Origin of the sequence: Curtobacterium sp. SGAir0471 (genome assembly GCF_005490985.1) — a bacterium.
GTDB lineage: Bacteria > Actinomycetota > Actinomycetes > Actinomycetales > Microbacteriaceae > Curtobacterium.
On record NZ_CP027869.1, the window covers coordinates 148439 to 163544 of the forward strand.

Here is a 15106-nt window from a genome sequence, read left to right on the forward strand (position 1 = left end):
TGCGAACGGGCCCGCCGTCCGGAGACGACGAGCCCGTTCCGAGCAGCTGAGGTCAGCCGATGACCGAGATGTTCTCGGCCTGCGGGCCCTTGCGGCCCTCGGTGATCTCGAACTCCACCTTCTGGTTCTCCTCGAGCGACTTGTAGCCGTTGCCAGCGATCGCGGAGAAGTGCGCGAAGACGTCGGCGCTGCCGTCGTCCGGAGCGATGAAGCCGAAGCCCTTTTCGTTGTTGAACCACTTGACGGTGCCAGTTGCCATGATGGCGTTTCCTTAACTTTCTTGCCAGGCCACGTTCGTTGCCTGTCTTGCGAGACGGCTCTTGCTGCCGCCGATCCACCGACGGTTGTCGTCAGATCAGTGCGTCCCGCGGGCATGGGCCGGTGGGACGGGTTCGGGGCCAGGCGACCTGGGAAGATCAGTGACCGATGGCGCTCGAAGGTGCAGAGCACCGGAAGAACGATGGACTCCCGCCGGAGCGGTTGAGACCAACCTACCGTGCTGCGGCCGCAATGGAAGAGGCAGCGCCCACTTCTGTGCATCATCTCCGCCCCGCAGTCGTTCCTGTTCGCCGACCGCGTCGAAGTCTGGTGGACTAGGGGCGATGGCAGACAAGGAACAGCGCTTCCGGAGCGAGCAGCTCGAGGAGGCCCTCGCGAAGCAGGACGTCGCCGCGGTCGCGTTCGCCCTGCGGAACGACATCGTGATCGTCCCCCGGCTCGTCACCGGCAAGAAGGACATGCAGGTCCGGGTCTTCGGCCGCGAGGGCTCGGACAAGCGCATCCTGTTGCTCTTCTCGTCCGCCGACGCCTACACGGCGATGGTGCCGGACGAGAAGATCCGCCAGGTCATGGTCTACGACGGGCCGCGGCTCGAGGAGTTCCTGGCCGCGCACCTCGACTCGCTCGAGGGCGTGTTCTTCGACATCGCCGGCCCGCACACCATGCAGGCCACCCCGTCGGACCTGCTGGCGGCGCTCCGCGCGTAGTCGCGCTCCGTCGCGGTCGTCCGCCCCGCTGCTCCGGCGTCGCGGTCGGCCGCCGCTGCTCCGGCCTGGAGGCGCTGGTTGCCTCCGCCGCGTCGCGCGCCGTCTCGGGGGCCGGGTTGCGCACGGTCCCTGGTGGCCGGGTTCGTGGCGGCGGGTCAGAACGCGCGGTCGAGCTCGCGTTCGCGCACCGACTGCGTCAGCGAGAACGCGACGCGCAGCGCTTCGCGCAGGTGTTCGGCGTCCGCGCCGAGCACGGTCGTGAACCCGAGCCGTGAGGCCTCGTTCGCCCGCTGCTTCGCACCGGTCGCCGGTCGGATCTCGCCCGCCAGGCTGATCTCACCGACCGCCGCGAGCGTGTGCGGGTAGGGGCGGTCGCGAGCCGCACTCGCCAGGGCCAGCGCGATCGCCAGGTCGGCGCCCGGCTCCGTGAGCTTCATCCCGCCCACCGTCGAGACGTAGACGTCCGCGTCGGAGAGCTTCAAGCCGGCACGTCGTTCGAGCACCGCGAGCAGCATCGCGACGCGTGACGAGTCGACCCCGTTCACGACCCGGCGCGGCTGCGGTGCTGAGCTCGGCACGACGAGCGCCTGCACCTCGACCGGAAGCGCACGGCGTCCCTCGAGCGCGACGGTCACGCACGTGCCGGACACCGGGGTGCCGTTGCGGGACATGAAGAGGCCGCTCGGGTCGGGGACCTCGTGGATGCCGTCGCCGGCCATGTCGAAGCAGCCGACCTCGTCCGTCGGACCGAAGCGGTTCTTGAGGGCGCGGACGAAGCGGAGTGCGGTCTGTCGGTCGCCCTCGAAGTGGCACACGACGTCGACCAGGTGCTCGAGCAGTCGCGGTCCGGCGATCGTGCCGTCCTTCGTGACGTGACCGACGATCAGGACCGGGAGCGACCGCTCCTTCGCCACCCGGATCAGGGTGGAGGCGACCTCGCGCACCTGGGACGTCCCACCGGCGATGCCGTCCACCGTGCTCGACGAGATCGTCTGCACGGAGTCGGCGATCACCAGGTCCGGCTGCACCTGGTCGATCTGCCCGAGGATGACGCCGAGGTCGACCTCGCTCGCCAGGTAGAGCTGGTCGTGCATGGCGTTGGTGCGCTCGGCGCGGAGTCGCACCTGATCCACCGACTCTTCCGCGCTGACGTAGAGGACACGCTTGCCGGTCGCCGCGGCGCGCGACGCGACCTCGAGCAGCAGTGTCGACTTACCGACGCCCGGCTCGCCGGACAGCAGCACGGCGGCGCCGGGGACGATGCCGCCGCCGAGGACGCGGTCGAACTCGCCGATGCCGGTGTTCCAGCGCTGCACGGCGGTGCCCCGGGCCTCGGTGATCGGTCGGGCGACCCGGGCACCGGCGACGGAGACCGCGGCGGTCCCGCGGGAGCTCGCAGCGGCTGCGGTGGTGTCCTCGACCGTGCCCCACGCCTGGCACTCGCCGCAGCGGCCGACCCACTTGATGCTGGTCCAGCCGCATTCGGTGCAGCGGTAGAGGGACTGGGTGCGGGCCATGGTTCGAGGCTAGAGCGCCCCGCTGACACCGCGGTGTCGCGGCGCGTGCCCGTCGTGCGCGTCGTGCTGGTGTTCCGCGTGCGGTTCGTCGTCCTCGTCGTGCTCGGGCGTCCGGTCGCGACCGCGCGCCTGCTCGGGCAAGGGGATCGCGCCCGTCACCCGCTGGCGCAGGCGCTCGACCCGACCGGGCCGATCGTGTTCCAGCTCCGCCGCGTGTTCGGTGTCCTGCTCGGCGCGGGCGCTCGCGACGGCACCCGCGTCGCGCCCGAGGTCCTCGGCCTCGCGCGCGGACAGGTAGTGCCGGATCGCCGCAACGGTGTCGACCCGCGCGTCGACGGCGGGCTCGAACGCACTCGCCCAGATCTCGTACCCACGGTCGTTCGGGTGGAACAGGTCCCCGTAGCTGTTGAAGAATGTCCGACGGAGTCCGACGCGCTTCGTGATGACGTGGAGCGGCGCCACCGTCAGCCCGAGTTCGGCGGCGACGCGGTGCACGATCTCGTTCGCCACCGCGACCTTGCGCTCCCGGTCCGGCACGAACATGCAGGGCAGCTCAGCGACGATCGCGTGCGACGGCACGGCGCTGTAGATCGCCCGGATGTTCCGCTCGAACTTGTCCGGGTGGAAGTCGGCGATGTCGTTCGCGCCGATCGACACGGTGCAGATGTCCGGCGAGTACTGCCGGAGCTTCGGGAGCTGGTCCTGCTTCGCGCCCCAGGTCGTCGCGCCCGAGACGCTGAGGTTCACGACCCGCACCGACATGCGCGACCGGTGCCGGATGCGCCGCGCGAGCAGTCCGACGTACCCGCGGCCAGGAGCGGTCGCGCCGACACCCTGCGCCGCCGAGTCACCGATCGCCAGGTACGTCAGCTGGCCCTCGTGCTGCAGTCGCTCCCGCCACCAGTCGGCGTGCACGGGCAGCATGTCGACCACGCGCTGGGATGCGGCTCGTTGCCCTCGGATCCCCGCGCGAGCCCCGAACGCGCCGCCGCCCACGACGGCGAGTCCGCCGATGACAGACGTGAGCAGGGCGACGAGGGTGCGGGTCTTCATGCCGGAGACCGTACGCGGGCTCGCTCATCTCGGACTCTGTCGGAGCTTGCCGGTGGATGAGCGCTGCGGAGGTGCGGTCTGTGCAGGGGGAGGCACCCGCCGGTGGTCGTGAGCACCGCCGGAGTCGTGTAAACTCTCTCCCGGTACCGTGTCCGAGCGGCCGAAGGATCATGTCTCGAAAACATGTGTGGGGGCAACTCCACCGTGGGTTCAAATCCCACCGGTACCGCCACAGAGAACCCCCGCGCAAGCGGGGGTTCTCTTGTTCCTGGAGGTTTCGCGATCGCTCGGGACCAGGGGACCTCGCCCCCACCACACAGCCTCAGGTCAGGAGCGCCGTGATGACCGAAGACGACGGGTACCGGTACGTCCTCGCGAGCTTCGTAGGGGAGCGGGACGGTATGGCGCTCGAACTGCACGACGCTGACCACTGCTGCATCGCCGAGGTATTCGAGGACGATGCCACCGGCGCATGTTCCCTCTCGATCGCCGACGGCGCGGCGGTCCCGATCGACCGGGTCTGCGACCTGCTGGCGCGGGCTGCCGCCGAGTTCCCGCAGGTGGCCGCGAGCTGGCCGACCGCGCCACAGGACCGGGTGGACCCCTGACGCGCGAGCACGCTCGCCACTGCCGGACGGGAGGCGCGGTGCCAGCGCGCCCCGCGCCTCCCGTCCGGACGCAGCGGAGGCGGCTGCAGCCGCGAGCGGTGCGCTGTCCCCGACAAGGCCGACTGGTGCGGCGACCGGGTAGGCGGCAGTCTTGCCGCATGCGCACGGGTCGACGGTGAACGTACGGAGGGGTGGGACGACCACCACTCCGTGGCAGGGCGTGACCTTCGCTCTCTTGGAGCTCGTGGCGGTCCTCACGGCGATCATCGTCTGGTTCCTCTACCAGTTCACGTTGATGGTCTACACGCCCTGCGGAGGAGCGGGGACGTGTTCGCTGGGAGCTCAGCAGGTCATCTACGTCGCCTTCGTCCTCGCGGTGGGTTCGAGCATCGTGCTGCCGCTGTGGGGCGGGCTCGCCCGTCGCAGGAAGGGACTGAGCTTCTGGTGGGTGCCACTCGTCTCGATCGTCTCGATCGTCACGGTGCTGGCGCTGTCCTGGCCGCTCAACCAGTGGGCGGCGTCGCCTTCCGCCGCCCACGTGCCGCCGACCGCGGCGGGTGCTGTCGCAGGTGCCCGCTGACCCGCCCCAGGACGTCCGCCAGCGCCGCTGCGTCGTCGTCGCTGATCTGCGCGAACAGCAGCCCGTGCACGGTCGCGATGTGGCCGGGGAAGACGGCCGCGAGGGTGTCACGGCCGGCATCCGTCAACGAGACCACGGTGCTCCGCTCGTCGTCCGGCGACGGCCCCCGCGTGACGAGCCCGCGCTGCTCGAGCACCTGCGCCTGGTACGTCAGCCCACTGCGGCTGTAGACGACCCCGTCCGCCAGGTCCGTCATCCGCAGCCGCCCGTCCGGCGCATCGCCCAGCCGCGCCAGCAGCTGGAACTGGACGTAGCTGAGCTCGCCGGCGTCGCGGAGCTGCTGCTCGACCGCCGGGCGGAGCAGTGCCGCGACCTCGGTGAACGACAGGTACGCGTCGAGCTGGGTCCGGGTGAGTGCCGACGGGGGAGAGGTCATGAATCGATCCTACCTGTTGCTTCGAACTCGAAGCAGGTGTACGGTCGCACCATCGCTTCGAATTCAAAGCACATTACGAAGGGGAAGACCATGAACGAGAACACGATGCAGGCGATCCGGTTCCACGAGGTCGGCGGACCGGAGGTCCTGCGGATCGAGGACGTCGAGCGCCCCGAGCCCGGTGTGGGTGAGGTCCTGGTGCAGGTCGCCGCCTCCGCCTACAACGCCGCCGACAACGGCATGCGCGGCGGGTTCCTGCCGATCCCGGTCCAGCTCCCGCACGTGCCCGGCTACGACGTCTCCGGCACCATCGCTGCGCTGGGCGCGGGCGTCGGGGGCCTCGCCGTCGGCGACGCGGTCGTCGGGTTCCTGCCGATGGAGCGCGACGGCGGTGCCGCTGAGTACGTCGTCTCGCCCGCGGAGGCACTGGTCACCGCCCCGACGAGCGTCCCGCTGGTCGACGCGGCGGCACTGCCGTCCGTGGCGCTGACCGCGTGGCAGGCCCTGTTCGACGAGGGGCACCTCGAGGCGGGCCAGCGCGTGCTGATCAACGGCGCCGGCGGCGTGGTCGGGAAGTACGCGATCCAGCTCGCGGTCCGCGCCGGCGTGCACGTGGTCGCCACCGCGAGCCCGCGGAGCGCCGACGCGGTCCGCGCTGCAGGCGCCCAGCAGGTCGTCGACCACACCACGACCGACGTCCTCGCGGCGCTCGACGAGCCGGTCGACGTGCTGCTCAACCTCGCGCCGATCGAGCCGGAGCGCTTCCGGGCGCTCGTCGCGGCGGTCCGTGACGGCGGCGCCGTGGTCAGCACCACGGCGTTCATGGCGACGCCGGACGACGCGTCCCGGGGCGTCCGGGCCGCGACGGTGTTCGTCCTGCCGAACCGCGAGCGACTGGCGGAGCTCGTCGCGCTCGTGGACGCCGGGCAGTTGACCGTCGAGGTCACCCGACGCGTCCCGCTGGCGGAGCTCCCGGCGCTGCACGCCGAGGGCGCGGCCGGTCGGATCGCCGGAAAGGTCGTCGTCACCGTCCAGGACGACGCCTGACGACGCCTGACGACGCTCGGCGGCCGGTCAGCCGATGAAGGACGCCGCGTCGACCGCCCGCTCCCCGGTGACGGACGGGGTGAGGTCGACCACCCGGTCGTCGACACGGAAGACGTACCGGCCGAGCTGCTCGACCACCGCGGTCCCGCCGAGCCAGTCCGCGGCCTCGGCACGCTCCTCCGGCCGGAGCCAGTCGACGGGGTCGGACATCGACCGGAACCCGAGCACCGCCGCGGTGTCCTGCAGCGCCCGACGCTCGTCCGGTCCGAGCAGGTTCCGCTCGCTCCGGAAGTAGACCGAGTCCGGGTCCACCTCGTACAGCCGCCGCATCCACACCCGGTTGACCGAGGACACGAGCGCGTTGCGCGCGCCCTCGCCGGACGGGTCGCCCACGCGTTCGGCGTTGTCCCAGAACGGTGCGACGTCCGGGCCGACGCGGGCGCCGTTGAACACCCCGACCGAGGGGATCATCGGCACCCCGCACCCGAGCAGGTAGACGTCGTCGCCGACGGTGGCCCGGACGTGCTCGATCGCCTGCCGGTAGGCCTGTTCGCGGGGCAGGTCGACGTGTCGGTGTCCGCCGACGGCGCCGGCGTACATGAAGTCGAGCTTCAGGTAGCTGTAGCCGTCCGCGGTGATGCGGTCGAAGACCCCGCGGAGGTGGTCGAGCACCTCCGGGTGCGTCGTGTCGAGCGAGTGGTAGTGCGACCCCCAGTTGTGCCCGGTGACGAGCGGACGGCCGTCGTCACCGGCCACGAGCAGGTCGGGGCGCTCGGTGGCGATCGTCGAGCCGGGCAGGGCGATCAGCGGCGCGAGCCAGATGCCCGGACGGAAGGCGTGCCGCGCGATGGTCCGTGCCGTGGCCGCCATCCCGCTCGGGAAGTCCGGCCCGGCCGTCCAGTCCCCGACGACCGGCTCCCAACCGTCGTCCATCTGGAAGACGTCGACCGGGTACCCCTCGAGGTCGGCTGCCGCACGGGCGATCCGCTCTTCGGTGATGTCCTCGTAGTACGAGTACCAGCTGCTCCACACCGTGCCGGCGCGGGCGGTGCGGCGGCCGAGCCGCTCCGCGACCTGGTCGGCGTAGGCGGCGAAGACGTCCTGCTCGGTGCCGTGTGCGACGAACCACTCCGCGTCGTCGTGCTCGCTCCTCGCCCACAGGACGTTGCCGTCGGCGCCGACCCGCGGGGTGCCGAGCCCGAGCGATCCGACGAGCAGTGTGCCGCCGTCCGGGCTGGTCACCGCTCCCACTGCGCTGCCGGAGTGGGCGTGCGGGGTCTCGTTCGTGGCGTCGTCGGCGGTCAGCAGGCGTTCGGGGCTGTCCTTGATCCCGATCGTGTCGCCGTCGAGCCGCGTCCATCCGCTCGGACTCCACGAGTTCCAGCCGTGCCGGTAGAACTCGGCCGTGGGACCGAACGGGTGGAGCAGCGCGACGGGACCCGCCGGCACGATCCACCCGCCCCTGGTCCGGCGGGGTGGCCCGGAGACGTTCGCGGGGACCCGGAGGCCGTCGAACGCGAAGGTGGTCTGTACGGTGGTCTCCTCGTGGTGTCGGGTCGCTGGATCAGCGCGCCACGGCGGAGCTGATCGCCGGGGTGGCGTCGGCGGCGAACCGCTCGGGGATCGGTGCCCCGGCGCGGCGCATCGCGACGAGGACACTGCCGACGGTCGGGTCGTGGCGCGGCTCGACGAGTTCGAGGTGCGGGTCCTCGACGTGCAGGGCGGTGGCGAACTCCTGGCGGAACCGCGGCGCCCGGAAGAGCCCGCCGGAGTACGACACCGGGACGGCCTCGTCGGCGGGGAAGCCGAGCGCGCGGACGGTCGTGACGACGAGGTTCGTGAGCTCCGCCGCGGCACGGTGCAGGGCGTCGGCAGCGGCCTCGTCGCCGGCGTCGGCGGCTGCGACGACCACCTTCGCCAGGTCGGCGATCGTGCCGCGGTCCGCCCCCCACTCCTCCATGACGACGCCGATCGTGTCGAGGTCCTCGGTCACCCCGACCCGCTCGCGCAGGAGGGCGTGCAGCGGACCCCGGGGCAGCCGTCCGTCCGCCATCCGCGAGAACGCGTTGAGCCCCTGCACCGCGACCCAGTACGCGGAGCCCTCGTCACCGAAGACCTCGCTCCAGCCACCGACGCGGTGGGCGCTGCCGCCGCGCTCGCCGTAGGCCATCGAGCCGGTGCCGGCGATCACGTTCACGCCGTCCCGACCCGCCAGGGAGCCGGCCCACCCGCCGATCATGTCGTTGCCGCAGGAGTACCGGTCGTGGCCGAGTACCGCCGCGGGGAGGGCGTCGAGCACGGGGGTGTCCCGACTCGACTCCCCGTGTCCGGGGATCCCGAAGTACGCGGAGGTGATGTCCGCCGGGGTGATGCCGGCCGCCGCCGTCACCGCGTCGACGCCGGCTCGGACGTTGTCGCCGACGAGACCGGTACCCGCGTCGAACCAGTAGCAGGTCGGCTGCCGTGACTCGGCGAGCGTGGTGCCCTCGCCGTCGGTGAGCAGGAACGCGGTCTTGGTGCCGCCGCCGTCCATGCCGAGGAAGACGGTCATGGTCGGGCGGCTCCCTCGCGGTGGTCGTGGATGGTCACGCCCTGGACGACGCGGTTGACCGTGCCGCCCGGGAACGGGTTGTCCGGCGTGCACCCGTGCGCGACCGACGTGGCGAGGGCCAGGAGCTGCGCGAAGCCGACGAGGGCGACGCTCCGGAGTGCGTCGTCGAGGCCCGCCAGGTCGTCGAGCGGGAAGGAGCGCTCGTCGTCCGCGTCGCCGCCGACGGACACGACCCGGACGGCCCCGTCCGCACGGAGTTCACGGAGGATGTCCGCGTCGTACCGCGCCGTGTACGGGTCGGCCGAGCCGTACACGACCACCAGGGTGTGGGCACCCGCGACGGCCTTCGGACCGTGCCGGAACCCGAGCGGGGTGTCGAAGAACGACACGACCCCGCCGGCGGTGAGCTCGAGCAGCTTCAGCGCCGACTCGCGTGCCAGGCCCTGCAGCGCACCGCTGCCCAGGTAGACCACGCGTTCGGTGCCCTCCGCGAGCGAGGCGATCCGTGCCTCCAGGCCGGCGATCGTCCGGGCCGCGGCGACCAGCGCGCCGGTACCGGCCACGAGCTCCGGCCGGAAGGCCAGGAGCACGGCCAGCAGCATCGTCGAGAAGCTGGACGTCATCGCGAAGCCGGTGTCGTTCGTCTCCGACGGCATCTCGAGGACGAACGACCCTTCCTTCCCCCGGTGCTCACGGGCGAGGGCGCCGGCGGGGTCGCACGTGACGACCAGGTGGTGCGTGCCGGGCGCGACGTCGTCGACGACGCGGGTCGCGGCGACGCTCTCCGGGCTGTTGCCCGAGCGGGCGAAGGAGACCAGGAGCACCCGGCCCGGGGCACCGAGCGACCCGTGCGGGTCGGCGACCACGTCGGTCGTGGCGATCGACTCGACGCGACGGCCGAGGTGGCGGCGCAGGTCGACGCTCGCGATGTCCCCGACGAACGCCGAGGTGCCGGCCCCGGTGAGCACGATGCGCAGCTCCGGGTCGGCGAGCAGCGGCTGCAGGAAGGCGTCCAGCTCGGCGCGGCGGTCGTCGAGCGAGGCCACGAGGCGCTGCCAGCTGTCGGGCTGCTGCAGGATCTCGCGGTGGGTCGCGGTCTCGTCGGCGCGGACGGGGGCGGGGGCGGGGGCGGAGGTGGTCACAGGGACTCCTTGCTGGTGGTGGCGGGGACCGCGTCGGCGACGCGTGAGCGCGGGGCGACGGCGGCGGAGTAGGGGCGCAGGACGTCACGGACCCGGTCGAGCACGATGTCCTCGGCACGGTTCGGCAGCAGGCCCTCGCGGACGCGCTCGTACTGCACGGGCAGGTACTGGCTCAGCAGCGGGAGCGGGATGCCGACCTCGTCGAGGCTGCCCAGGAGCGCCTCCGTCGCGGCGGTGACCTCCGAGTCCGGCCAGTAGTAGCGCATCCGGTCGCTGTAGCTGTACGTGCGGGCGATGCGCTGCTCGTGCTCGTCGCCCTCGTAGTAGCGCTCCCAGCGACCGGGCTCGGCGAGCATCCGGCGCTCGACGACACCGCGCAGGTCGGTGGCGGAGCCCTCCGGTACGAGTTCCGACTCCAGGGCGTCGAGGGCGAACAGGCCCTCGCGGAGGCCGAAGGTCAGACCCGGGCCGACCTTGAGCACCGCCCAGTGGTCGTCGACCAGCGCACGGAGCGCCTCGGGCGTCTGGTAGTCGGTCGAGTGCGCCTCGTACACCAGCCCGGGCGTCGCCTCGATGACCTCCTGCAGGGCGGCCGTGGCCTCCGGGACGTAGTCGATGACCTGCAGGTGGTCGAACTCCACCGCCGGCTGCACGACGAGGGCGACGACGCGCGGCCACACGTCGGCGAGCCCGGCACGCTCGAACGCGGCACGGTGCACGTCGAGCGTGCCGACCGCCGCGGTCGCCGGGGTCGGCTCGAGGTCGTGGAGCGTCTCCTTCGCCCCGCCGGGGGTCGGGACCTCGGTGCCGATGACGTAGACGATGCCGTCGCGGTCGATCCCGGCGTCCGTCGCGGCGGACTCCGCGGCGGCGAGCAGCACCGCGGCCCGCTCGGCGACGACGGCGTCGGTCAGCGGAGCGGTCTCGCCCTGCAGCGGCATGCTGCAGTCGAGGTGGATCTTCGTGTAGCCGGCGGCGACGTACGCGCGGACGAGGTCGACGGCGAGCGGCATGGCCTCGGCAGCAGGGCGGTCCTGCCACGTGTTCGGGCCGAGGTGGTCGCCGCCGAGGATCAACCGCTCGGCCGGGAATCCTTCGGCGTCGGCGAGGTCGAGCACCGCCCTGCGGAAGTCCGCGGGCGTCATGCCGGTGTAGCCGCCGAACTGGTCGACCTGGTTCGAGGTCGCCTCGACGAGCAGGGGTGCGTCGTCCTCGAGCGCCTGGCGCATCGAGGCCCGCAGCACGTAGGGGTTCGCCGAGCAGACCGAGGTGATGCCCTCACCGGATCCGGCACGGTGACGAGCGACGAGCGCAGTGATGGGGTTCACGGGGTTCTCCTGGTGCGTGCGCCGCGATCGGCGGCGCTGCCGACGCGGCACCGTCCGGCGCCGCGTCCGGTCTCAGTGTCGGCAACGACCGATCACTTCCGCTGCCGTAACGATCACTCCGGTCATTCGCAGTGATCGTTCTGCCGCATGATGGGTCCATGGACAACGACACCCCGGACGTCGGCCGCAAGCGGCGGGACCGGATGCGGGACATCCTCGAGCGGGTGCGCGAGCAGGGGTCGACGACCACGGACGAGCTCATCCGCGCGTGCGGCGTCTCCGCCGCCACCGTCCGGCGCGACCTCAGCGAGCTCGAGGCGCGCGGGCTCGTCCAGCGCAGCTACGGTCGGGTCGAGGCCGTCGGTGTGCTCCCCGAGCTGCCCGTCGTGATGCGGGCGTCCGAGGCGGACGCCGCCAAGCGCGCGGTCGGGCGGCTGGCCGCGCGGCTCCTGCCGTCGGGACGCCAGGCCGTCGCCGTGAGCGGGGGGACCACGACGATGGAGGTCGTCCGGGCGCTCGGCGACCGGAACGGCCTGACCGTCATCACGAACGCCGTCACCATCGCGCTGGAGGTCTCGCGCAGCCCCCGGGTCAAGACGATCCTGACCGGCGGGACCCTCCGCGCCACCTCGCTCGAGGCGGTCGGCCCCCTGGCCGAGGCGGCGTTCTCGGCCTTCAAGGTGACGACGGCGTTCCTCGGCACGGACGGCATCAGCGCCGCGGGCGGCGTCACGACCCACGACGACACCGAGGCGCGGACGAACGGCGTGATGGTGACGCACGCCGACCGGGTGGTCGTCGTGTGCGACGGGTCGAAGGTCGGCCGGCAGACGATGGCGCGGATGGCCGACATCGGCGACGTGTCCGTCCTGGTGACCGACGAGCACGCCCCGCGGGAGGCGCTCGAGCAGATCGCGGCGGCCGGGGTCGAGGTCCTCATCGCCTGAGCGCTGCATGCCGAACGCTCACTCCTGGTGTGCGTTTCCAGCCGCCTCGTGGTGATCGTGTGGCGTGCCCCCTACGGTGAAGCCGTCCGGGGAGCCCAGTCGGTCGCGGTCCGCAGCCGCCCGACACCACGGCGCCAGAGATCCGCTCGAGGCGGGGCACCCGGAGATCAGGACGAGCCATGCTCCCCTCCTCGCGGTCCGCCGTCGCACCCGCTGTCGGGCACGCTCCCCGCATCGTGTTCGTCGGCGCCGGCAGCGTCGTCTTCACCCGACAGCTGCTCGCCGACCTGCTCCGCTACGACGACCTCCCCCAGCTGGACCTCCGGCTGTTCGACGTCGACGAGCGCCGCCTCGCCGTCGCCGAGGCCACCGCGCACCAGGTGAGCGAGCGCCTCGGGCGTCCGGTCACCGTCACCGCGACGACCGACCGCCGCCGTGCCCTGGCCGACGCCGACTTCGTCGTCGACATGGTGCAGATCGGCGGGATCGCCGCGACCCGCACGGACCTCGAGATCCCGGAGCGGTACGGCCTGCACCAGACGATCGGTGACACCACGGGTGTCGGCGGCGTGTTCCGGGCGCTCCGGACCTTCCCGTTCCTCACCGAGCTGACCGCGGACATGCGCGAGGTCGCCCCGGGCGCGGTCCTGCTCAACTACACGAACCCGATGGCGATGAACATCTGGTGGGCGAACACCGTCGCGCCGGACATCACCGCGCTCGGGCTCTGCCACAGCGTCTACTGGACCGCGCACGACCTCGCCGAGCTCGTCGGCCTCGACGTCGAGCAGACCCGGTTCCGCGCGGCGGGCGTCAACCACCAGTCGTGGCTGCTCGAGTGGACGCACGAGGGCGAGGACCTCTACCCCCGGCTCCGCGAGCGCATCCGGCAGGACCCCGAACTCGAACGCCGGGTCCGGGTGGAGATGTACAAGCGGATCGGCTTCTACCCGACGGAGACGAGCGAGCACTCGTCGGAGTACCTGTCGTGGTTCCTCCGGTCTCCCGAGCAGGTCGACCGCTTCCGCCTGCGTCCGCTCGAGTACGTCGGCATCTCCGAGGACAACGTCGCGGAGTTCGAGGCGGCCGAGCGTGACCTGGCGGCCGGTCGACCCGTGCAGCTCGAGGAGGGCGCGTCGGAGTACGCCCCGCAGGTCGTCCACTCCCTGGTGACCGGCACCGAGCGCGAGATCCACGCGAACGTGCCGAACACCGGACTGATCGACAACCTCCCGGCGGGCTGCGTCGTCGAGGTCCCGACCACGGTCGGCGCCGGCGGCATCGCCCCGATCCCGATGGGGGCGCTCCCCGTGCAGGCCGCGGCGCTGAACCGCTCGTACGTCTCCGTGAACGAGCTCACGGTGCACGCCGCACGGACGGGTGACCCCGTCGCGATCCGGCAGGCCGTGCTCATGGACCCGAACGCGTCCTCGACGCTCACGCCGGAGCAGATCTGGGAGCTGTGCGACGAGCTGGTGGTCGCGCACGGCGACCTGCTGCCCGAGCCGCTCCGGGTGACGGTCCCCGCACGCGGCATCTGACCCGGCCGATCGCCGACGACGCACCACTGACGACGAAGGAGTCCGCAGTGACACGCACCAGGACACGCACCAGCAGCACCACCCGCACGGCGCTCGCCGTCGCGATCGCGGTCGCCGCCACGGTCCTCACCGGCTGTGCCCCGCAGGGCGCAACCGTCCTCGACACCGCGGCGCCCGTCCGCCTCACCATGTGGTCGGGCCAGAGCGACGAGGCGGCCAAGCTCCTGCAGGGGCTCGTCGACGAGTACGAGGACGAGCACCCGAACGTGACGATCGACATGTCCTCCGGGGCGTCGTCGACCGACGAACTGCTGCAGAAGCTCGCGGCGTCGTTCGCCGGGAACGACTCCCCGGACATCTCGTACACCTTCGGGTCGTGGGCGAGCCAGCTCGAGCGCTCCGGACGGACGCTCGACCTGCGCGCCGAGGCCGAGGACCCGGACACCCGCTGGGACGAGTTCTCCCCGGCGGCCCGCGGGACCGCACAGCCGACCGGCAAGAAGGTGATCGGCTTCCCCGCGGTCGTCGACAACATCTCGCTCTTCTACAACAAGACGGTGTTCGACGCCGCGGGCGAGCCCTACCCGACCGCGGACTGGGACTGGTCCGACTTCCGGCGGGCCGCCAAGGCGTTGACGGACCGGGACAGCCAGACCTTCGGGTACGGCTACTCGGTGTCCGGCAGCGAGGAGACCACCTGGCAGATGTGGCCCCACCTCTGGCAGAACGGCGGCTCGATCCTGTCCGAGGACGGCGAGCACGCCGCCTTCGACTCGGAGGCCGGCGTCGACGCGCTGACGTTCATGCGGTCGATGGCCGTCACGGACCGGAGCGTCTACCTCGACCAGACGGACACGAAGTCCGCGCAGCTGTTCGAGAGCGACCGCATCGGCATGATCACCTCCGGCCCGTGGGAGCTCTCGGCCCTGAAGACCGCGGGCACCTCGTACGGCGTCGTGCGGCTCCCGGGGACGGACGGCGACCACCAGACGGTGTCCGGGCCAGACCTCTGGACCCTGTTCGACAACCACGACGTGAACCGGTCGTACTGGGCGAAGGACTTCACGAAGTGGCTGACCTCGCCCGAACAGGACGAGCGGTTCAACGTCGCGGTCGGCAACCTGCCGCTGCGGTCGAGCGAGGCCGACAGCCCGGCCTTCCGCGAGCAGGTCGCCGCCCTGCCCGGGCTCGACGTCATCCAGGCGAACTCCGCCGAGGCGAAGCAGGTCCGCCCGACCCTGCCCGGCTACAACGGCCTGTCCGAGGCGTTCGGTGACGCGGTGTCCCGCGTGCTCCAGGGCGAGGGCGAACCGGCCGAGGCACTCCGGCAGGCGACCGTCGCCGCCGACAAGGCACTCCGTCAGGGCTAG

At 72.0% G+C, this 15106-nt stretch carries 15 protein-coding genes and 1 tRNA gene; 8 read left to right on the forward strand and 8 right to left on the reverse strand.

What is annotated here, in order from left to right:
* Positions 1 to 52: 52 nt before the first annotated feature.
* Complete coding sequence (cspE, locus tag C1N91_RS00780; RefSeq protein WP_022904520.1) at positions 53 to 259, reverse strand: transcription antiterminator/RNA stability regulator CspE; 207 nt, start codon at positions 257 to 259, stop codon at positions 53 to 55.
* Between the two features lie 343 nt (positions 260 to 602).
* Between cspE and C1N91_RS00785 the strand changes: the two genes are divergently transcribed.
* Positions 603 to 986 carry an SseB family protein gene (locus C1N91_RS00785; protein ID WP_058729307.1) on the forward strand — a complete coding sequence of 128 codons (384 nt, stop codon included), beginning with the start codon at positions 603 to 605 and terminating at the stop codon, positions 984 to 986.
* Positions 987 to 1141: 155 nt separating this feature from the next.
* Here the strand turns inward: C1N91_RS00785 and radA are convergent, their stop codons facing one another.
* Entirely contained in the window at positions 1142 to 2503 is a 1362-nt protein-coding gene (gene radA, locus C1N91_RS00790) for a DNA repair protein RadA (RefSeq protein WP_137766181.1), read from the reverse strand.
* Between the two features lie 9 nt (positions 2504 to 2512).
* A complete protein-coding gene (locus C1N91_RS00795) occupies positions 2513 to 3556 on the reverse strand; it encodes an SGNH/GDSL hydrolase family protein (RefSeq protein WP_137766182.1) in 1044 nt (347 codons plus the stop codon).
* A gap of 142 nt (positions 3557 to 3698) precedes the next feature.
* Between C1N91_RS00795 and C1N91_RS00800 the strand changes: the two genes are divergently transcribed.
* The 3 genes from C1N91_RS00800 to C1N91_RS00810 all read left to right on the forward strand — a co-directional run bounded on the left by C1N91_RS00800 (position 3699) and on the right by C1N91_RS00810 (position 4744).
* Positions 3699 to 3788, forward strand: a tRNA-Ser gene (locus C1N91_RS00800).
* A gap of 109 nt (positions 3789 to 3897) precedes the next feature.
* Positions 3898 to 4164, forward strand: coding sequence for a hypothetical protein (locus tag C1N91_RS00805; protein ID WP_137766183.1), 267 nt, complete (start codon positions 3898 to 3900; stop codon positions 4162 to 4164).
* Positions 4165 to 4384: 220 nt separating this feature from the next.
* Complete coding sequence (locus C1N91_RS00810; RefSeq protein WP_137766184.1) at positions 4385 to 4744, forward strand: hypothetical protein; 360 nt, start codon at positions 4385 to 4387, stop codon at positions 4742 to 4744.
* On the opposite strand, the gene C1N91_RS00815 is transcribed toward C1N91_RS00810, so the two are convergent.
* Positions 4668 to 5180, reverse strand: coding sequence for a MarR family winged helix-turn-helix transcriptional regulator (locus tag C1N91_RS00815; protein WP_137766185.1), 513 nt, complete (start codon positions 5178 to 5180; stop codon positions 4668 to 4670). The genes C1N91_RS00810 and C1N91_RS00815 overlap by 77 nt on opposite strands.
* Before the next feature lie 105 nt (positions 5181 to 5285).
* Between C1N91_RS00815 and C1N91_RS00820 the strand changes: the two genes are divergently transcribed.
* The gene (locus C1N91_RS00820) at positions 5286 to 6227 is read left to right on the forward strand and encodes an NADP-dependent oxidoreductase (protein WP_137768598.1); all 942 of its coding nucleotides are present in this window, start codon (positions 5286 to 5288) and stop codon (positions 6225 to 6227) included.
* A gap of 27 nt (positions 6228 to 6254) precedes the next feature.
* On the opposite strand, the gene C1N91_RS00825 is transcribed toward C1N91_RS00820, so the two are convergent.
* The 4 genes from C1N91_RS00825 to C1N91_RS00840 form a co-directional block, all read right to left on the reverse strand.
* Positions 6255 to 7676 carry a glycoside hydrolase family 36 protein gene (locus C1N91_RS00825; RefSeq protein ID WP_254678293.1) on the reverse strand — a complete coding sequence of 474 codons (1422 nt, stop codon included), beginning with the start codon at positions 7674 to 7676 and terminating at the stop codon, positions 6255 to 6257.
* A 115-nt stretch (positions 7677 to 7791) separates the two neighbouring features.
* Positions 7792 to 8778, reverse strand: a complete 987-nt coding sequence (locus tag C1N91_RS00830) for an N-acetylglucosamine kinase (RefSeq protein ID WP_137766187.1) — start codon at positions 8776 to 8778, stop codon at positions 7792 to 7794.
* On the reverse strand, positions 8775 to 9920 hold the full coding sequence (locus C1N91_RS00835) for an SIS domain-containing protein (RefSeq protein WP_137766188.1): 1146 nt from the start codon (positions 9918 to 9920) through the stop codon (positions 8775 to 8777). The genes C1N91_RS00830 and C1N91_RS00835 overlap by 4 nt, the downstream gene beginning before the upstream one ends.
* On the reverse strand, positions 9917 to 11248 hold the full coding sequence (locus tag C1N91_RS00840) for a D-tagatose-bisphosphate aldolase, class II, non-catalytic subunit (protein ID WP_137766189.1): 1332 nt from the start codon (positions 11246 to 11248) through the stop codon (positions 9917 to 9919). The genes C1N91_RS00835 and C1N91_RS00840 overlap by 4 nt, the downstream gene beginning before the upstream one ends.
* Positions 11249 to 11406: 158 nt before the next feature.
* On the opposite strand from C1N91_RS00840, the gene C1N91_RS00845 reads away from it, so the two are divergent.
* The 3 genes from C1N91_RS00845 (at position 11407) to C1N91_RS00855 (ending at position 15106) form a co-directional block, all read left to right on the forward strand.
* Positions 11407 to 12195, forward strand: coding sequence for a DeoR/GlpR family DNA-binding transcription regulator (locus tag C1N91_RS00845; protein ID WP_058728150.1), 789 nt, complete (start codon positions 11407 to 11409; stop codon positions 12193 to 12195).
* 179 nt (positions 12196 to 12374) lie between these two features.
* Entirely contained in the window at positions 12375 to 13736 is a 1362-nt protein-coding gene (gene melA, locus C1N91_RS00850) for an alpha-galactosidase (RefSeq protein WP_137766190.1), read from the forward strand.
* A gap of 47 nt (positions 13737 to 13783) precedes the next feature.
* Positions 13784 to 15106, forward strand: coding sequence for an ABC transporter substrate-binding protein (locus C1N91_RS00855; protein ID WP_217496449.1), 1323 nt, complete (start codon positions 13784 to 13786; stop codon positions 15104 to 15106).